The sequence below is a fragment of the Nocardia sp. NPDC056611 genome (assembly GCF_042792755.1).
In the GTDB taxonomy this organism is placed as follows: Bacteria; Actinomycetota; Actinomycetes; order Mycobacteriales; family Mycobacteriaceae; genus Nocardia.
Map to the genome: position 1 here is coordinate 254,927 of NZ_JBHTVV010000003.1, position 19,782 is coordinate 274,708.

Annotated in this window: 11 protein-coding genes and 1 tRNA gene; 7 read left to right on the forward strand and 5 right to left on the reverse strand. The window is 69.6% G+C overall.

Going from position 1 to position 19,782, the window contains the following annotated elements; genetic code table 11:
* Nucleotides 1-15 precede the first annotated feature (15 nt).
* A complete protein-coding gene (locus tag ACFRAQ_RS17745; RefSeq protein ID WP_379100736.1) occupies nucleotides 16-951 on the reverse strand; it encodes a tyrosine-protein phosphatase in 936 nt (311 codons plus the stop codon).
* 249 nt (nucleotides 952-1,200) lie between these two features.
* Here ACFRAQ_RS17745 and ACFRAQ_RS17750 point away from each other — a divergent pair, with 249 nt between their 5' ends.
* The 4 genes from ACFRAQ_RS17750 to ACFRAQ_RS17765 all read left to right on the forward strand — a co-directional run bounded on the left by ACFRAQ_RS17750 (nucleotide 1,201) and on the right by ACFRAQ_RS17765 (nucleotide 5,252).
* Nucleotides 1,201-1,914, forward strand: coding sequence for a hypothetical protein (locus ACFRAQ_RS17750; protein ID WP_379100739.1), 714 nt, complete (start codon nucleotides 1,201-1,203; stop codon nucleotides 1,912-1,914).
* 86 nt (nucleotides 1,915-2,000) lie between these two features.
* Nucleotides 2,001-3,011: an alpha/beta hydrolase gene (locus tag ACFRAQ_RS17755; protein WP_379100742.1), complete on the forward strand. Its 1,011-nt coding sequence runs from the start codon at nucleotides 2,001-2,003 to the stop codon at nucleotides 3,009-3,011.
* A gap of 80 nt (nucleotides 3,012-3,091) precedes the next feature.
* Nucleotides 3,092-4,594 (forward strand): cellulase family glycosylhydrolase, encoded by a 1,503-nt coding sequence (locus ACFRAQ_RS17760; RefSeq protein WP_379100745.1) that lies wholly within the window; start codon nucleotides 3,092-3,094, stop codon nucleotides 4,592-4,594.
* A gap of 16 nt (nucleotides 4,595-4,610) precedes the next feature.
* A complete protein-coding gene (locus ACFRAQ_RS17765; RefSeq protein WP_379100748.1) occupies nucleotides 4,611-5,252 on the forward strand; it encodes a hypothetical protein in 642 nt (213 codons plus the stop codon).
* 146 nt (nucleotides 5,253-5,398) lie between these two features.
* On the opposite strand, the gene ACFRAQ_RS17770 is transcribed toward ACFRAQ_RS17765, so the two are convergent.
* The 3 genes from ACFRAQ_RS17770 to ACFRAQ_RS17780 form a co-directional block, all read right to left on the reverse strand.
* A complete protein-coding gene (locus tag ACFRAQ_RS17770; RefSeq protein WP_379100751.1) occupies nucleotides 5,399-5,533 on the reverse strand; it encodes a hypothetical protein in 135 nt (44 codons plus the stop codon).
* A 76-nt stretch (nucleotides 5,534-5,609) separates the two neighbouring features.
* A complete protein-coding gene (locus tag ACFRAQ_RS17775) occupies nucleotides 5,610-6,563 on the reverse strand; it encodes a LysR family transcriptional regulator (RefSeq protein ID WP_379100754.1) in 954 nt (317 codons plus the stop codon).
* A 450-nt stretch (nucleotides 6,564-7,013) separates the two neighbouring features.
* Nucleotides 7,014-7,095 (reverse strand) — tRNA-Leu (locus tag ACFRAQ_RS17780).
* A gap of 390 nt (nucleotides 7,096-7,485) precedes the next feature.
* On the opposite strand from ACFRAQ_RS17780, the gene ACFRAQ_RS17785 reads away from it, so the two are divergent.
* On the forward strand, nucleotides 7,486-16,821 hold the full coding sequence (locus tag ACFRAQ_RS17785; protein ID WP_379100756.1) for a fatty acid synthase subunit beta domain-containing protein: 9,336 nt from the start codon (nucleotides 7,486-7,488) through the stop codon (nucleotides 16,819-16,821).
* A 201-nt stretch (nucleotides 16,822-17,022) separates the two neighbouring features.
* Nucleotides 17,023-17,445: a holo-ACP synthase gene (locus ACFRAQ_RS17790; protein WP_357284227.1), complete on the forward strand. Its 423-nt coding sequence runs from the start codon at nucleotides 17,023-17,025 to the stop codon at nucleotides 17,443-17,445.
* A 19-nt stretch (nucleotides 17,446-17,464) separates the two neighbouring features.
* Here the strand turns inward: ACFRAQ_RS17790 and ACFRAQ_RS17795 are convergent, their stop codons facing one another.
* Nucleotides 17,465-18,103, reverse strand: coding sequence for a TetR/AcrR family transcriptional regulator (locus tag ACFRAQ_RS17795; RefSeq protein ID WP_357284577.1), 639 nt, complete (start codon nucleotides 18,101-18,103; stop codon nucleotides 17,465-17,467).
* 337 nt (nucleotides 18,104-18,440) lie between these two features.
* Between ACFRAQ_RS17795 and ACFRAQ_RS17800 the strand changes: the two genes are divergently transcribed.
* Nucleotides 18,441-19,724: a hypothetical protein gene (locus ACFRAQ_RS17800; RefSeq protein WP_379100759.1), complete on the forward strand. Its 1,284-nt coding sequence runs from the start codon at nucleotides 18,441-18,443 to the stop codon at nucleotides 19,722-19,724.
* Nucleotides 19,725-19,782 lie beyond the last annotated feature (58 nt).

The window sequence follows — 19,782 nt, forward strand, 5'->3', positions numbered from 1 at the left end:
CGGACGGATCGCGGATCAGGCCAGCAGTTTGGCGCGCAGCGCGTCGATGGTGGCCTGATCCAGGCCCAGCCCGTCGCGCACGTACTTGTCGACGCTGCCGTAGAGCCGGTCGACCTCGTCGAAGGCGGCCTCCAGCCACGACAATTCGACGGCCTTCGCGTCGCCGAGCTGTTTGTTGCTGGCCAGGAAGTCGGCGTTCACCACATCCCGGGGCACGCCCAGCACGGTGAGCAGGACGGCGGTCGCCCAGCCGGTGCGGTCCTTGCCGGAGGTGCAGTGGTACACCGTCGCGCCGCCGCTGTTTCCGGCGATCGAGCGCAGCAGGGTGCCGAATGCGACGTCCGAGCCGTGGAAATCGACCATGAAGGGGTACTGGATCGACATCTTGAGATCGGACGAGCCGTTGATCAAGCCGTCGATCACGGCGCGCCCCAGCGTGATCACCGGGAACTCGTGGAACGAGATGCCGCTGTCGAAGCTGACCACGTCGGCGACCTTGTACTGGGCCCCCGTCGGCACCCGGTCCGGCGCGCCGCCGCGCTCGGAGCCGTTACGCAGGTCCACGTCCAGCGTCACGCCCGCGGTGTTCAGCTTGGCCAGATCGGCGTCGGTGAGCTTGTCCAGGCCGTTCGACCGGTAGACCAGGCCCGTGCGGACGGTCCGTCCATCCGCGGTGCGGTAGCCGCCGATATCGCGGAAGTTGGTGGCGCCGTCGAGCCGGATCGCCGTCGTGGCGGGCGCCGGCAGGGTGGACACCGGGTCGTTCGCCGCCGCGGAGCCCGACCCCGCCGACCCCGACGACCCGAAACTGCCCGAGCCGGAACCGGATCCGGAGGCGACATCCGCGGGCTGCGCCGTCGCGGCGGCCGCGCCGAGGGCGGGGCCGAGCGCGATCAGGCCGGCGAGGGCGATGGTCGTGATGTCGGCCCGGCGGGCCCGACGTGGGGACATGTCTACCTACTTACTGTGGGATTTCGAGGGCGTCTGTTTCTGCACGAGAAACCTAGCGGCACAAACGATCCGGGCGGAAACAGAAGTTCCGGAGTCATTGACAAGGCGGGGTTGTCAATGACTCCGAAATTAGGATTTAAGTTCTCCGCGATAGTGCTCTAGCGTTTCCCGGCGTGAGCGGAAGCTCGAATTCTTCACGGGCTCACCGGTAATCGGTTCCGTGTTTCTCCGGAACTGTTGGAAGGAATCATGCGTAAAACATCGAATATTGCCGCCGGAATCGCGGCGACCGCACTGGTGATATCCGGAGCGGGAATCGCCCTCGGTTCCGCGACCGCCACCGCCGACGCCACCCAGTCGGGCTGCGTCCAGCACCAGCACGTGGACCACAACCCGGGTATCAGCAGCGTCTGGATCACCCACACCTATGACAAGTCCATCAGCGTCACCTCCGCGGCGGTCGGCACCCTGGTGACCTACAAGGTCGTGGTCGGGACCACCAGCATCGGCAATCCCTACATCAACTCGATCACCGACTATCCGCCGCCGGGCTTCGACAAGCCGGTCAAGGCCGTCGTCACCGCCTACCACTTCGGTCAGGGCGAGCAGCCCGCCGACGTGACGCCCGAGCCGAACAACGGCGGCTGGAGCGTCAACAGCACCGGCTGGTTCGTCAACTCCGGCAACCCGGTCACCGCCGAATTCACCTACAAGGTGCCCGCGTCCATCACCGACGGCCAGCAGGTGATGAGCGGCGGCATCAGCGTCGGCGGCACCGTCGGCTCCGGTTCCGACCAGCCGAACATGAGCGTCTGCTTCACCGGCCGCGGCGCGAATCCCGGTGAGGCGCTGCTCGGCAGCCTCGACCAGGGCGGCCTCGGTTCCTCGCAGAACCAGCTCAGCTCGACCGGTTCGGTCACCGACACCATCACCAATGTGATCCGGCGCCTGATCGGCAGCTGATCGGCATTGGTCCGATTCTCCTGGGCCGTGGTGCGCGCGCGGCCGCCACGGCCCAGGACCTTCACCATCGTTCCAAGGAGCAAGTCGTGTCGCCCAGGCGGAGTTTGGCGTCGCTGATCGTGTCGTGCGGCGTGGCCGCGGCCCTGTTCCAGGTCGCGCCGGGCGTGCTCCAGGTCTCTCGGGCCGAGACCGGAGCCCATCTGGATCACATCGATCGCGCGGGGCAACGCCAGCAGATGGTCTACGTGTATTCGGCTGCCATGCAACGGGTGATCCCGCTGCAGGTCCTGGCCGCCGCCGACGCGACCACCCCCAGCCCGACGCTGTACCTGCTCAACGGCGCCAGCGGTGGCACCGACGTCACCAACTGGTACAGCAGGACCGACATCGTCTCGTTCTTCTGGAACAAGCGCGTGAACGTGGTGACACCGGTCGGCGGCGAGTTCTCCTATTACACCGACTGGCAGCGGGACGATCCGGCCCTGGGCCGCAACCGCTGGGAGACCTTCCTGACCCGGGAGCTGCCGCCGATCATCGACGCCACCCTGCACACCTCGGGCGTCAATGCGATTGCGGGCGTGTCCATGTCGGCCACCTCGGCGCTGGATCTCGTATCCGCCGCGCCGACGGTGTACTCCGCGGTCGCGGCCTACAGCGGCTGCGCCTCCACCTCCGACCCGGCCGGTCGCGCCTACATCCGGCTGGTGCTGGGCCGCGGTGACGGCAACCCCGCGAACATGTGGGGGACCGACGACGATCCGGCCTGGCGCGCCCACGACATGGTCCTCAACGCGGACACCCTGCGCGGCAAGGCGATCTACCTCTCCAGCGGCACCGGGCTGTCCGGTCCGGCCGAGGAGCTCGCCGGGCATTCCGCCCCGGACGAGATCGCCACCAAAGCGGGACAGATGGTGGTGGGCGGCATGATCGAGGCCGCCACCAACTCCTGCACCCACCGCCTCGCCGATCGGCTGCGCGAACTGGACATTCCCGCCCAGGTCGACCTCCGGCCCGTCGGCACCCACACCTGGCACTACTGGCAGGACGACCTGCACAAATCCTGGCCCCTCCTCGCTTCCGCGCTCGGCACGGAATAGCCCGGGGCCGCGCCCAGAAGCACGTCGAGCAAGAGAGCATGGAAACGACAGTGAGACACAGGAACGGCCGGATCGGATGGATGGCCCGATCAGTGGCCGCGGCGGCCGCCGTGGTGGCCGGATGCACGCTGGGCACCACGGCCCCTCCGGCGATCGCCGCGCCCGCCGCCCTTTCGCCGGTGCACGTGGACGGTTCGCAATTCGTGGACTCCTCCGGGCGGGTGATGCTGCTGCACGGCGTCAACAGCGTCGACAAGGAACCGCCCTACTTCGCACCGGGAACCACCCTCTCCGCGCACGACGCCGAACTGTTGTCCCGGCACGGGTTCAACACCGTGCGGCTCGGCGTGAACTTCGACGGGCTCATGCCCACCAAGGGCGTGGTCGACACCGCCTACCTGGATCGGGTCGCCGGGGTCGTGGACACCTTGGCGCAGTACGGGATTCACACCGTGCTCGATAATCACCAGGACGGCCTGTCGAGGATCTGGGACGGCAACGGCTTCCCGGAATGGGCGATCCACGCCCGGCCCGCCGCCGGCGAGAACAATCCCGGATTCCCCATGTTCTATCTCATGCCCAGCATGAACGCGGGCTGGGACGAGGTCTGGAACAACACCTACGGTGTCGTCGACTATCTGGGCCAGGCGCTCGGCGCGCTCGCGGAGAAGATGAACGGCCATCCGGGCGCGATGGGGATCGAACTGCTCAACGAGCCCTGGCCGGGATCGGCGTTCCTGTCGTGTTTCCCCAACGGCTGCTCGGGATTCGACGCCAAGTACCAGGGCGTCATGCAGAAGCTGACCGACGCGGTGCGCGGCGGCAACGGTGACATCACGGTGTTCTGGGAGCCCAACGTCACCTGGAACGAGACCATGCCCACCAACCTGGGCAAGAATCCGCCGATCAGCGCGCCCGGCATCGCCTTCGCCCCGCACGACTACTGCGTACCCAGCCAGCTGGCCACCTACAGCGGCCTGCCGACCTTCCTGCGCGGGCTGTGCCCGTTGCAGCAGGGCAAGACCTGGGGCAATATCGACGCCTTCACACATCGCACCGGAATCCCCACGCTGGTCACCGAATTCGGCGACGGCGACGCGACGGTGCTGAGCAACACCCTGATCAATGCCGACGACCGATTCATCGGCTGGCAGTACTGGCGCTACAGCGGCGGCGACCCCTTCACCGGCGACATCGGCAGCCAGCTGGTCCGCACCTATCCGCAGGCCACCTCCGGCACCCCCGGCCGGATGATCTTCGACACCGGTTCCGGCGACTTCGCCTACCGCTACACCCCGCGCTCCACCGGCAAGCCGACCGAGATCTACGTCTCGGATCTGCACTACCCCAACGGCTATCAGGTGCGAGTCGACGGCGGCACGGTGACCTCGGCTCCCGGGGCGCGTGTGGTGACCGTCGAAGCGAACGCCTCGACACCGGTGTCGGTGTACATCAATCGGCCCGGCTCCAAGGGCGCGACAGTGCCCGACGGTCCGGTCGGGACCGGCTCAGCTTCCGGCTCGGCCTCGGGCTCGGCCAGCGGTTCGGGCGGGTCGGGCTCGGCCTCCGGCTCGGGCTCTTAAAGGAAAGGAATCCACCATGACACTTCGATTCACCGCAGGGGCCACCGCGGCCACGGCTCTCGGGCTCGGCGCCCTGACCCTGTTCGGCGCCGGGTCCGCCATGGCCGCCCCCGGCACGGCCACCTGGACCGACAACGGCACCGTCTACAACCGCACGGTCAGCAACACCACGCCGTCGGTGGGTGAGAAGATCACGGTCACCACGAAATTCGAGCGCACCAACGCCACCGACGAGCAGCTCAACTGGCTCAAGGACTGGCACCCCGCCTGCCTGACCTACGTCACCGATTCCGCCAAGGTCATCGACTCCACCGGCACGCACGGCGTCGAGCCCTACCTGGAGATCAAGCCCGATTTCATCGCCGGCGACTTCACCGCCACCAGCTACAAGGTGATCATCAAGAAGCACCTGGGTGACGTGCAGCCCGCTACCTTCAGCGCTCAGTACACCGTGGGAGCCGACTGCGCCAAGGGCGTCGCGATGACCACCGGCGTCGAATACCTGTCCAGCCTCGGCCACCACGCCAACTTCAAGACCCAGGGTCCGTCGATCACCGTCGGCGGCACCCCCGGCGGCGGCCCCGGTGGCACCGGCAGCGCCGACGCGCTCCCCGGCGGCCTCGGCTCGCTGCTGAGCGGGTTCGGCTCCAGCCGCTAGCTCCGCGAATTCCCTTGGCACAGGCCCGGAACCATCAGGTTCCGGGCCTGTGTGCGTTGCCGTCGTGACCGCACGCGAAAAAGCGGCGCCGAGTCGTTGTCGACTCGGCGCCGCTTCTGGTCATCGCGCCCGGGGAACGGGGTGGATTACGACAGGCTCCCGGCGGAACCGCTGAGCAGCTTCTTGATCAGCTCCGAAACGAGCGCGTCCACAAGGTAATTGGCCAGGGAACCCATGTTGTCCTTCTCCTTCAGATTTCTTCCGAATGAGCTTCCGCTCACCCGGAAAACGCTATGGCACAAAGGAAAAGAACAGAAATCAATTGTTGGGGATGATCGACAACGCGAAATTGTGGATTCAGGAGGACAACGCGCCGACGGGGGCGCCACGGCGGTGCGGCGTCTCCAGGCGCGCGATGAGATCCGGATTGGCGGCGCGCACCCGCCGGGCCACGTCGATGAAGGACCGGACCAGCGGGGTCTGGTGCGTGATGCGCCAGCAGACGGCGACCTCGTTGCGGGGTGCGTCGCTCACCGGAATGACGCGGACGCCGGGGAATCGGATCCAGCCCGCGCAGGGCACCGTCATCGCGATGCCCGCGCCGGTCGCGACCTGATGCAGCTCCTCGAGCAGGGTCTTCACCGGGAGAACGGTCGGGGCCGCATGTCCGTCGCGGTGAGATTCCAGCCGCCAGAACGCATTCCACACCGGGTCGGCGGGTCCCGACGCGAGGATCGGATCGTCCAGCAGCTCCGCGGCCGACACCTCGGCGCGGTCGGCGAGGCGATGATGCGCCGGCAGCAACGCCACCAGCGGCTGGGAGAACAGCGGTTCGAACTGCAGCCCGGCGTCCACGAACGGCCGGCGCACGATGGCCACGTCCACCAGCCCGTTCGCCAGCCCGGCGGAGGGCGTGTCGTAGGTGAAGTGACTCAATTCCACGGTCACGTCGGGATGGCGTTCGCGGAACGCGGCCAGGATCGGCTCGGTGAGCGTCAGCGCGGCGCCCTCGAGGCAGCCCAGCACCAGGCGATCGTGCTCGCCGCGGTGGACCGCCCGGGCCTCCTCGGCTCCGAAACTCAAGCTGGCCAAAGAATCTCGCACATGCCGCAGGAACGCCGCGCCGGCCGCGGTGAGCTGCACCTGCCGGGTGGTCCGGGTGAACAGCGCGACATCCATCTCGTGTTCGAGTTGCTTGATCTGGGTGCTCAGCCCCTGCTGTGAAACGTGCAGTCGCTGGGCGGCCCGAGTGAAACTCAATTCCTCCGCCACGGCAATGAAGTACTGCAACTGCCGAGTATGGACTTCCATGCGCCGCAGTCTATGCTGGTCAGGTATCTGAAGAGTGGCTTTTTCGGAAACTGTACCAACCGGTAGCAATTCTGCGGCAGCCTTGCGGATCCCCGCTCGCGGGCGCGAGTCCCGTGCCGAACGATGCCGCGATCGGTGCCGCGGCCAGGTCGGCCGCCGCGCGCCGCGTGTGGCCGTGTCGTGGGGTGCGGGATGGGACTCGCAGGAACGGTCATTCGGTGGCGAATCCGGGTGTGGGTGAGGCCATTTGGTACGCCGGTGTTCCAGCCGTGGGGCCTTCGTGACGGGAGGCATTTCCGGTCGGGGAGGGGCGGGACCGGACGGGGGAGCGCGACAGTTATCGCGAGGTTGCTAGATGATTGCGGTGCGGTTCGACGAGATCGTCGGCTAACCCTGCGAATTGGGCAAAGCGGACGTCCCGGCCGAGGTCGGCAGGGACTGCGGAATGTGTGCGCGAGGCGGGACTTGAACCCGCACGTCCTAGGACACCAGAACCTAAATCTGGCGCGTATGCCAATTTCGCCACTCGCGCTAACGGTACGACCGTCCAAACTTTACCGGGTCCAACTGAGATCGCGAAGCATCGGGGACGTGTGGCGTACTGGTCGGTAACCTCACCTGCGATTATAACGATTTGATAAACACCAATGTGAGGGAGACTCACGTTTCCTACATCGGCGTAACCGAGCTCACCAGCGGCTTCAAACATGAGGGAGGGTCATGTTTCTGATTATTCTGGTACGAACGTACATAAATACTCGGCGGTAAACGCCTGGTCGGCGGGTCAAACATGAGGAGATCCTCATGATTTTGTGCGATCCTCGGCATCTACCAGGGCCTGCGGGCCGGAGGGATACCTGCGCACCGTGAGCGCGGTCCAGTCCTGTGGAGACGGGCCGCCAGGAGAAGGAAGTCGAACGTCTTGACGATCAACGAGAGCACCGGGACCGGATCGAAGTCCAGGGCGGCGGGGAAGTCACGGGAGAGCGGGATCAGGTCGTCGCTGCTGGACCGGTTGCTGGGGGGCGCGCCGTACGCGCTCGCCTTCGGCGGCCAGGGCGCGCAGTGGCTCACCGAGCTGGAGGAGATCGGGCGCGACTCCGCGCTCGAGCCCGAACTGACCGCGCTGGTCAACGAGGCCGCCGCCGCGCTGGAACCGATTGCGGCGCAGCTGCTCGTGGTCCGGCCGGTCGGGTTCGACCCCATCGCATGGATGCTGGAAGAAGAGATCGCCGACCCGGAGCAGGGGGAGGTCTCGGGAGCGCCGTCAGCGCAGGTGTTGCGCTCCGCCGCCGTCTCCATGCCGGGTGTGTTCCTGACCCAGATCGCCGCGCTGCGCGCGCTGCGCCTGCAGGGCCTCGACATCGCCACGCACGCGCCCGCCGCCGTCGTCGGCCACTCCCAGGGCCGCATCGCCGCCACCGCCGCCGAGGCTCACGGGCAGCGGGACGCCGAACTGCTGGCCATCGCCCAGTTGATCGGCGCCGCCGCCGGTCTGGTCGCGCGCCGCCGCGGTCTGCTGCCGATCGGTGAGAAGTCCCCGATGGTCGCCGTCTCCAATGTCGACCCCGAGGCCCTGAAAGCCGTTGTCGTCGAGGTCATGGCCGGTGTCGCGCTGGAGAAGGCCGCCGTGCTGTCCATCCGCAACGGCCGCCGCCGTGCCGTGCTCAGCGGCCCGGTCGCCCAGCTCGACCGCGTCCGTCAGCGGGCCGCCGAGATCAATGCCGAGCAGGCCGCCGAGCGCGACGCCAAGAAGCGCGGCGGCGCGGTGTTCGCCCCCGTCTTCGAGGACATCCCGGTCGAGGTGGCCTTCCACCACCCGGCGCTGGCGGAGACCGTCGACCTGGTCAAGGGCTGGGCCCAGCAGTGCGGCCTGGACGCCGACCTGGCCGCCACCCTCACCCAGGAAGTGCTGGTCGACCCGATCGACTGGGTCGCCATCGTGGACGACACCGTCGCCAAGGGCACGCAGTGGATCCTGGACCTCGGCCCCGGCGACCTGCTGACCCGCCTCACCGCGGGCTCGCTCAAGGGCACCGGCGTCGGCGTGCTCGCCGCCTCCACCCGCCCGGGCCAGCGCAGCCTGTTCACCCCCGGCGCGGCCCCCGAAGTCGCCTCGGCCTGGAGCGAATTCGCGCCCAAGCCGATCCGCCTGCCCAACGGCCGCGTCGTGGTGGAGACCTCCTTCACCCGCCTCACCGGTCGTTCCCCGATCCTGCTGGCGGGCATGACCCCCACCACGGTCGACGCGAAAATCGTTGCGGCCGCGGCCAATGCGGGCCACTGGGCCGAGCTGGCCGGTGGCGGTCAGGTCACCGAGCAGATCTTCGCCGACCGCGTCGAGGAGCTGAAGAGCCTGCTGCAGCCGGGTCGCGCGGTGCAGTTCAACTCGCTGTTCCTGGACCCCTACCTGTGGAAGCTGCAGCTGGGCGGCAAGCGCATCGTGCAGAAGGCCCGCACCGCGGGTGCGCCTCTGGACGGCGTCATCGTCACCGCCGGCATCCCGGAACTCGAAGAGGCCGTGGCCCTCATCGAGGAACTGTCCGAGGTCGGCATCACGCACGTGGCGTTCAAGCCCGGCACCGTGGCGCAGATCCGCGCCGTGCTGCGCATCGCCGACGCGGTCCCCGGCTACCCGGTGATCATGCACATCGAGGGCGGCAAGGCAGGCGGTCACCACTCCTGGGAAGACCTCGACGACCTGCTCCTCGACACCTACGCCGAGCTGCGCGGCCGCGACAATGTCGTGGTCTGTGTCGGCGGCGGCATCGGCACGCCCGAGCGCGCCACCGAATACCTCACCGGCGTCTGGGCCGAGCAGCACGGCTACCCGGCCATGCCGCTGGACGGCGTCCTGGTCGGCACCGCCGCCATGGCGACCCTCGAGGCCACCACCGCCCCCGAGGTCAAGCAGCTGCTGGTCGACACCCCCGGCACCCCCGACTGGGTCGGCGCGGGCACCGCGGTCGGCGGGATGGCTTCCGGCCGTAGCCAATTGGGCGCGGACATCCACGAGATCGACAACGCCGCCTCCCGCACCGGCCGCCTGCTGGACGAGGTCGCCGGTGACGCCGACGCCGTGGCCGCGCGCCGCGCCGAGATCATCGAGGCGCTCGACGGCACCGCCAAGCCGTACTTCGGCGACGTCGCCACCATGACCTACCTGGAGTGGCTGGAGCGCTACGTCGAGCTGGCCGTGGGCCTGGACCGCCGCAAGGACTTCGACTGCGGCGCCGACTTCGCCGACGCCATCGCCGACGCCACCCGCTCGGTCTGGCTCGACATCACCTGGCGCGACCGGTTCGCGGAGATGGTGCGCCGCACCGAATCCCGCCTCAACCCGGCCGACCGCGGCGAGATCGCCACCCTGTTCGCCGACGACGCCTTCGAGACCCCGGTGCAGGCCATCTGCACCCTGAAGGCCGAATACCCGGCCGCCGCCGACACCGTGCTGCACCCGGCCGACGTGCCGTTCTTCGTGTCGCTGTGCAAGATTCCGGGCAAGCCGGTCAACTTCGTCCCGGTCGTGGACCAGGACGTGCGCCGCTGGTGGCGTTCGGATTCGCTGTGGCAGGCCCACGATGCCCGCTACACCGCCGACCAGGTCTGCATCATCCCCGGCACCGTCGCCGTCGCGGGCATCACCCGCGTGGACGAGCCGGTCGGTGAACTCCTCGACCGCTTCGAGCAGGACGCCGCCTTCGCCCTGGTGCGCGCGGGCGTGGTCCCGGCCGCCGTGGACGGCCGCCGCCGCACCGAGGTCGCGGGCGGACTGCTCGACATCGTGCTGGCCGCACCGGATGTGCAGTGGGCCGGCCGCACCACCGTCAACCCCATCCACCGCCTCGGCGATCTGGACGAGTGGGTCATGAACGGCAAGGGCGCCAAGCACCCGCCGACCGGCGCCACCCTCTCGGCCGCCGATGGCCCCGAGAGCGATTGCGCCTACCTGGAATTGGCGGTCCCGCTGCTGGGCAAGGACGCCGTCCGCATCCGCATGACCGTCCCGGTCTCCGTGTACAACGGTGGCGCGCCGGTCATCACCGAGGACGACGCCGAGGCCGCCATGTCAGCGCTGCTCGCGGTCGCCGCGGGTCAGTCGCTGCCCGAGGTGAAGACGGTCGACGGCGCGCAGGTCGCGCACGTCAACCTGGCCTGGAGCCCGGACCTGATCGCCGACCACGCCGGTGTCACCGGCGCGGGCCTGCCGGACAGCCTGTCCACCCTCGGCCGCACCGCCCCCGACGTGCTCGTGGGCGCTTGCTGGCCCGCCGTTTTCGCGGTCCTGGGCGCGACCCGCACCGCGGACTCGCACTCCGTCATCGAGGGCATGCTGGACCTGGTCCACCTCGACCACCAGATCGAGCTGCTGGGCGCGCTGCCCGCCGAGCACGCCGTGCTCGCGGTCCGCGCCGAGTCCGCCGAGGTGCTCGACACCGACCTGGGCCGCGTCGTCGAGGTCAAGGTCACCGTCGGCGTCATGCGCGACCACGGCCTGGAGACCCCGGCCGTCGCGACACTGGTGGAGCGCTTCGCCATTCGCGGCCGCACCGGCCAGGCCGAGCTGTCCGACCCGCCGCGCGCCGCCGGCTCGCTGTCCGACGACGCCACCGACACCCCGCGTCGCCGCCGCCGCGACGTGGCCCTGGTCGCCCCGCGCGCCATGGGCGCCTTCGCGCACGTGTCGGGTGACTTCAACCCGATCCACACCTCCGAGAACGCCGCTCGCCTGGCCGGTCTGGGCACCCCGATCGTGCACGGCATGTGGCTCTCGGCCGCCGCCCAGCACGCCGTCTCGGCGATCGACCTGGGCGACAAGGTGCCGCCGCGCACCATCACCGCCTGGACCACCCGCTTCCTGGGCATGGTCCGCCTCGGCGCGCAGATCGACGTGCGCGTGGAACGCGTTGCGGTGGACCGCGGTTCGGAGATCATCGAGGTCTCCTGCCGGATCGACGGCAACCTGGTGATGACCGCCACCGGCCGCATCGCGCCGCCGAAGACGGTCTACGCCTTCCCGGGACAGGGCATTCAGGCCAAGGGGATGGGCCTGGACGCACGCACCCGGTCCAAGGCCGCCAAGGAGATCTGGGACCGCGCCGACAAGCACACCCGCGAGGCCCTCGGCTTCTCGATCCTGGCGGTCGTGCGCGACAACCCGACCTACCTCAAGGCGCGGGGCGTGGAATACCGCCACCCGCAGGGCGTGCTGCACCTGACCCAGTTCACCCAGGTGGCCATGGCCACCCTCGGTGTGGCCCAGGTCGCCGAGCTGCGCGAGGCGGGCGCCTTCATCGAGGGCGCGATGCTGGCGGGCCACTCCGTCGGTGAGTACAACGCCCTGGCCGCCGCGGCGGGCGTGCTGCCGCTGAACGCGGTGCTGGAGGTCGTGTTCCAGCGCGGTTCGGCCATGCACGAGCTGGTGCCCCGGGATGCCCAGGGCCGCAGCGACTACCGCATGGCCGCCATCCGCCCGTCGCAGATCGGCATCGCCGACGACGAGGTCATCGGCTGGGTCAAGGGCCTGGGCGAGCAGGCCGGCGAGTTCCTCGAGGTCGTGAACCTGAACCTGCGGGGCGCGCAGTACGCCATCGCGGGCACGGTGAAGGGCATGGAGGCGCTCGAGGACGAGATCGAGCGTCTGCGCGCCGAGACCGGAGGCAAGCGCGCGTTCGTGCTCATCCCGGGCATCGACGTGCCGTTCCACTCGACCGTGCTGCGTGCCGGCGTGCCGGAGTTCCGCACCAAGCTGCTGGACCTGCTGCCCGCGGACCTGCAGCCGGAGCTGCTCATCGGCCGCTACATCCCGAACCTGGTGCCCAAGCCGTTCAACCTGGAGCGCGAATTCGTCCAGGAGATCGCGGATCTGGTGCCGTCGGAGCCGCTGGCCGAGGTGCTGGCGAACTGGGCCGACTGGTCTTCCGAGGCCAAGCGCGTCGAGCTGTGCCGCGTGGTCCTGGTCGAGCTGCTGGCCTGGCAGTTCGCCAGCCCGGTTCGCTGGATCGAGACCCAGGACCTGCTGTTCACCGATGTGGAGCACGGCGGCGTGGGCGTCGAGCGGTTCGTCGAGATCGGTCTGGCCGCGACGCCGACCGTGGCGAACCTGGCCTCGAACACGCTGAAGCTGCCGCAGTTCGGCAATGCCGTCGTCGAGGTGCTCAATATCGAGCGCGAGCGCGGCATCGTCTACTCGACCGACAACGACCCGGCCCCCGTGGAGGAGCCGGAGGAGACTTCGGCCGAGACCGCTTCCGCCGCACCGGCTCCCGCCGCTGCCGCCGCCCCGGCCCCCGTGGCGGTGCCGACCGGTGGCCCGACCCCGGACGACATCGCGTTCTCCGCCGCCGACGCCACCCGCGTGCTCATCGCGCTGTGGACCAAGCTGCGGATGGACCAGATCGGCCCGGTGGACACCATCGAGGGCCTGTGCGACGGCGTGTCCTCGCGCCGCAACCAGCTGCTGGTCGACCTCGGCGCGGAGCTGTCGCTCGGCGCCATCGACGGCGCGGCCGACGCCGACATGGGCGCGCTGTCCAACACCGTCGACCGCCTGGCCCGCACCTACAAGCCGTTCGGTTCTGTGCTGTCCGACTCCATCGGCGACCACCTGCGCAAGGTGTTCGGCCCGTCCGGCAAGCGCCCGGCGGCCATCGCCGACCGGGTCAAGAAGACCTGGGGTCTGGGCGACGGCTGGGCCAGCCACGTGACCGCCGAGGTCTCCCTCGGCACCCGTGAGGGCCAGTCGGTCCGCGGTGGCGACCTGGGTGGCCTGGTGGCGGGCGGACTGTCGGACGCCGCGTCCGTGGACGCCGCGATCGACGCCGCCGTGCAGTCCGTGGCCGCGCGCCGCGGAGTCGCGGTCTCCATGCCGTCCGCCGGCGGCGGTGCGGGTGGCGCGACCGTCGACGCCGCCGCGCTGGGCGAGTTCACCGAGCAGATCACCGGCCGCGACGGCGTGCTGGCGCAGGCCGCCCGGGTGATCCTGGAGTCCCTCGGCCACGCCGAGCAGGCGTCCGCGCCGGAGGCCACCGCGGACACCCTGGTGGATCTGGTGTCGGCCGAACTGGGTTCGGACTGGCCGCGTCTGGTCGCGCCCGCGTTCGACGCCAAGAAGGCCGTCCTGATCGACGACCGGTGGGCCTCGGCCCGTGAGGATCTGGCCCGCCTGTGGTTCGGCAACGACGGCTCGCTGCCCGCCGAACCCGCGGTCGAGGGCTACCTCGGCGCCGGCGAAGCCGTTGCGGCGCAGGCCGCCTGGTGGCGCAACCGCGCCATGAAGGAGGCCCGCTCGGTGCTGGCGGGCGTCTACGGCGCCATCGCCGAGGCCGCGCTCAGCTCGGACGAGCCGGGCATCTGGTCCTCCGACATCGCCGTGATCACCGGCGCCAGCAAGGGTTCCATCGCGGCGGCGGCCACCGGCCGGCTGCTCGCGGGTGGCGCGACCGTCGTGGTCACCACCTCCAAGCTGGACGATGACCGCCTGAGCTTCTACAAGCGGCTCTACCGCGACAACGCCCGCAAGGGCGCGGCGCTGTGGGTGGTCCCGGCGAACATGGCCTCCTACACCGACATCGACGCGCTCATCGACTGGGTCGGCACCGAGCAGGTCGACAATGCCGGTGGCGCCAAGATCCTGGTCAAGGAGGCGATGACCCCCACCCTGCTGCTGCCGTTCGCCGCGCCCCGCGTGGCCGGCGACCTCTCCGACGCCGGCGCCCGCGCCGAGCTGGAGATGCGGGTGCTGCTGTGGTCGGTGGAACGCCTGATCGGCGGCCTGTCCGCCATCGGCGCCGACCACGACGTGGACGCGAAACTGCATGTGGTGCTGCCGGGTTCGCCCAACCGCGGCATGTTCGGCGGGGACGGCGCCTACGGCGAGTCTAAGGCCGCCCTGGACGCCATCGTCGCCAAGTGGCGCGCCGAGACCTCCTGGTCGGAGCGGGTCACCCTGGTGCACGCGCTGATCGGCTGGGTGCGCGGCACCGGCCTGATGGGCGGCAACGACCCGCTGGTCGAGGCCGTCGAGAAGGCCGGCGTGCAGACCTGGTCCACCATCCAGATGGCCGACGAGCTGCTCAAGTGGTGCACCTCGCGGGCCCGCGTGGTGACCGCGTCCGGACCGCAGCAGATCGACCTCACCGGTGGTCTGGCCGGGGCCAAGCTGGATCTGCCCGCCCTCGCCAAGGAGGCGCGCGAGCAGGCCGAGGCCGCGGCCGCCGACTCCGAAGGCGTTGACGGCGCGACCATTTCGGCCCTGCCCGCCCCGCCGACCCTGAGCTCCAAGCTGGTCACCCCCGAATGGGGTTCGGTCACCGCCGATCTCGACGACATGGTCGTCATCGTCGGCGCGGGCGAGCTCGGCCCCTACGGTTCGGCGCGCACCCGCTTCGAGATGGAGGTCTCCGATCAGCTCTCCGCCGCGGGCGTGCTGGAGCTGGCCTGGACCACCGGCCTGGTCACCTGGGAGAACGACCCCAAGCCGGGCTGGTACGACACCGAATCCGGTGAGTACGTCGAGGAATCCGAGCTGGCCGACCGCTACCACGACACCGTGGTGGAGCGCTGCGGTGTGCGCCGCTACGGCGACGACGGGGCCATGATCGAGAACGCGGCTCCGCTGCTCACCTCGGTGTTCCTGGACAAGGACCTGTCCTTCGTGGTCAACACCGAGGCCGAGGCCCGCGCCTTCTTCGCCGCCAACCCGGAGCAGACGGTCGTCACCCCGGTCGCCGGTACCGGCGACTGGCAGGTGACGCGCAAGGCGGGCACCGAGATTCGCGTGCCCCGCAAGGCCAAGCTGACCCGTACCGTCGGCGGCCAGATCCCCACCGGCTGGGACCCCACCAAGTGGGGCATCTCCGCCGACATGGTGAGCTCGGTCGACCGGGTGGCGCTGTGGAACATCGTCTGCACCGTGGACGCGTTCCTGAGCTCCGGCTTCAGCCCCGCCGAACTGATGAGCTGGGTGCACCCGGCCATGGTGGCCAACACCCAGGGCACCGGCATGGGCGGCATGTCGTCGATGCGCTCGCTCTACATCGACAACCTGCTCGGTGAGCCGCACGCCAACGACATCCTGCAGGAGGCCCTGCCCAACGTCGCCCTGGCGCACGTGGTGCAGAGCTACGTCGGCTCCTACGGCGGCATGATCCACCCGGTCGCGGCCTGCGCGACCGCGGCGGTCTCCGTCGAGGAGGGTGTGGACAAGATCAAGCTCGGTAAGGCCGACCTGGTCGTGGCCGGCGGCTACGACGATCTCGGCATCGAGGGCATCGTGGGCTTCGGTGACATGTCCGCCACCGCCGACTCGGCCGCCATGTCCGCCAAGGGCATCAGCGACCGCTACTTCTCCCGCGCCAACGACCGTCGCCGCGGCGGCTTCGTGGAATCGCAGGGTGGCGGCACGGTGCTGCTGGCCCGCGGTTCGGTGGCGCTGGAGATGGGTCTGCCGGTGCTGGGTGTGGTCGCGTTCGCGCAGTCCTTCGCCGACGGCGTGCACACCTCGATCCCGGCTCCGGGCCTGGGCGCCCTGGGCGCGGGCCGCGGTGGCCCGGAGTCCAAGCTGGCCAAGGAACTCGGCAAGCTGGGCGTCGCCGCCGACGAGATCGCCGTGATCTCCAAGCACGACACCTCCACCGCCGCAAACGATCCCAACGAGTCCGAGCTGCACGAGCGGCTGGCCTCGGCGATCGGGCGCTCGGAAGGCGCTCCGCTGTTCGTCATCTCGCAGAAGACCCTCACCGGTCACGCGAAGGGCGGCGCGGCGGCGTTCCAGATGATCGGCCTGTGCCAGGTGCTCGAGCAGGGCGTCATCCCGCCCAACCGCAGCCTCGACTGCGTGGACGAGAAGATGGCCCAGTACCCGCACCTGGTGTGGCTGCGCGAGGCGCTGACCGTGGGAGATCGCTTCCCGCTCAAGGCCGGTCTGGTCACCTCGCTCGGCTTCGGCCACGTCTCCGGCCTGGTCGCCATCGTGCACCCGCAGGCCTTCGTGGAGGCCATCGCCGACGCCGAGGCGCGAGAGGCGTACCAGCGCAAGGCCGAAGAGCGGCAGCTCGCGGGCCGTCAGCGCTTCGCCGAGGCGATGTGCGGTGGCGCTCCGATGTACGAGCGGCCCGCCGACCGCCGCCTGGGCGGCGACGGCACCCCGGCCAAGCAGTCGCGGCAGCTCGAGGCCGACATGCTGCTCTCGCAGCAGGCGCGGCTGGGCTCCGACGCCGTCTACGTGACGGCGCCGAAGGGACCGGCCTGCCGGTAACCCCAGAAAAGACCGGCCTGTCGGCCAAGTAGCTCCCGGCAGGTCTGACACGGCGGGTTCGTGTCCTGTGCTCCGCGCGACGCAGGACGCGAGCCCGCCGTTCCATGTCAATGGAACGCGCGAGCCTACGGTGCCGTAGGTCCGCTGGTATGTTCGCAGCCAATTCGACTGCACTAACGAGGAATCTAGGAGTCCCGCACTGTGACGATCCTGGGTATCGGCCTGGACTTGGTCACCATCTCCGAGTTCGCCGAGCAAATGGAACGCACCGGAACCACCATGCTCCGGGAGAGTTTCACCGCTGGGGAGCGGCGCTATTGCCAAAGCAAGGGCACCGACCCGGCACGCAGCTATGCCATCCGCTGGGCCGCGAAGGAGGCGGTCATCAAGGCGTGGGCGTCATCCCGCTTCGCCCGCAGCCCGCAGATCGGCGACAACCCGTACCCGCTGATCGAGGTCGTCAACGACGCCTGGGGACGGCCCAGCATCAAATTGCACGGGCTGGCAGCGGAATTCCTGCCGCGGGTGCGAGTTCACCTGTCGCTCACCCACGATGGCGACACCGCGGCCGCCATGGTGGTGCTCGAGGATCCGGGCGAGATCGCCGACCTGATCCGCGACTGACGCGGTTCGCGGGTGCGCGCTACTCCGGATCGAAGGTGGTGCGCTGCCCGCCGGATCGCGATTCCTTCTCCGCGATCAGCAGATACGCCACCATGAGGCGCTTGAGCTCGGCGACGGCGTCCTCGTGGGCCAGGCCGTCCTGCACCGAGAAGTTCAGCATCGAGTACACGACGTGCACCAGCACCTGCGCCATCATGGAGCGGCGGCCGCGCGGGGTGCGCGGCATCAGCGGGCGCAGCATCTGCGAAACCGCTTCGGCGAACTCCTTTTCGTGGATCGCGCCGGTGGCCCGGGTGGACGGGGTGGACTGCATGGCCAGCCACACCTCGCGCCGGGAGGGGTCGGTCATCCACAGGTCGGCCAGGTGGTCGACGAGCTGGGTCATGTGCCGCAGCCAGTCCATGGACGGGATCTCGCCGTGGAAGTCGGCCAGCTCCTGCGAAACCGCCACCAGGTCTTGACGATTCAGCTCGCAGACGATGACGTACTTGTTGGCGAAGAACTGGTAGAGCGTGCCGATCGGCACCTCCGCGCGGGCCGCGACCTCTTCGCAGGTGAACGATTCGAAGCCGACCTCGACCAGTAGTTCGCGGGAGGCCTGCAACAGGGCGTCGAACTTGCGCTTCGATCGTTCCTGCGTCGGGCGGCGACGGGGCATCAGCTCCTGTGGGTCGTCCTGCAGCTCCAACGCAGGGTCCGGTCGTCGCGCCGACCTGGTTCCCGTGCGTGCTTCCACGCTCAACAGCCTACGGGTTACGACACGCGCATGACACGCTGCGGTAGTTCGTGTGTCACCGAATCCGACCCATCCGAGCCGTCGTCGGCTCCGAAGAATCATCGCAGCTGCCTCTCAGCTGCGGTTCTCCGTTGAAAGGGGCCCGGCCTCTTTCGAACCCGGTTCGTCCTCGGTTCTCCTCTCTCGACCGCGTGATCTTCGCCTGTACGTCGACGTTGGAAGGCTGATTGTGGTTGCTCCTACCCCTGTTCGTACCGCGGTGACGCTCGGCGTCGCCACCGAACGCGGCACGGTGCGCGCCGTGGCCCTCGCCGACACGGGCGACAAGCTGACCGAGCGGGTGCTGCTCGAGCGCGTCCTGCCGATCGGCGGAGAGGCGAAGGCCGACTTGGCGGTCGCGGTGGAGACGGCGCTCGAGGACATCGCCGACAAGATCGGCGCGGATCGGGAGATCATCGGCGCGGCCGTCACCTACCGCGACGCCGCCGAGCGCCGCGCCATCGTCACCAAGCTGGCCGCCGGCCCCTGGCACGACGCCTCGCTGGTGTCCGCCAAGGCCGCGCACCTGGCGGTGGCGCGCGCCATGACCTGGGTGGACGAATTCGAGGACCTCGCCATCTGCGAGGTGGTGCCCGGCTTCCAGGCGTTCTCCCTCATCTCGCCGGACCGCGCCCGGGTGCTCGCCGCGGTGACGCTGACCGGCGGTGCGGCCACCGACGACGCCATGCGTTCCGCCGTGACCGCCGCCTGGGACCAGTTCGACGCGGCCGGGGTGAAGCCGGACGCGGTGGTGCTGATCGGTTCCGCCGCAACCGAATCCGCGGTGGTCGCGGCGCTGGAGTCCGGCTTCGGCGCGCCCGTGATCCCGTGCCAGGTGGCGGCGGCCGCCCCGGCCCTCGGCGCGGCCCTGACCGCGCTGCCCGAGGCCGAGTTCGCGGGTGAGGCGGCCGAGCGCATCCGCCGGGCCCGTGGTTCCGCGGCACTGTTCGCGGCGGCCAGCGTGCTGGCGGGCGGTCTGGTGGTGGGCGGCGTCCTCGCTTCGGGCAGCGATTCGAAGAAGGTGCCCGAGCCCGTCCTCACCGATTCCCGGGTCACCGCCGACGGGCACGACGGCGAGCCTCGGATGAGTGAGGCGGCCGTCCCCGGCCCCGACTCGGGTTCCGTGCTCGGAGTCGACGGCCTGCCCATCGGCCCGGTGGCGGGGGAGGACGGTGTGGTCCCGAACGCGGACCCACTGCCCGCGTCCGAATTGCTGCCCGGTGATTGGGTGACCGTCGACCCGGCCACCCTGAACTGGGGTCCCGCCCGTTCCGGCGGGAAGCCGCGGCCGCTGATCAAGGCCGAGCCGGAACCCACGATGGCCTCCAGCCCGGAGTCGATCATCCCCGCGCCGACCCGCACGGCGGGATCCCCGAGCGAATCCGGCTTGTTCCCGGGCGAACTCGCGCCGCCGGCGTACGGCACCGAGGAGTTCTCCTCCTGGTGGGACAACCACTGGCGCATGATGCTGAAGTGGGCCGCCCAGATGATGCCCAAGGTCTGACACCCGCCCAAGATCGTTTCGGCACCTGGCCGCCGGCCCGGGTGCCGAAACGGTCGGC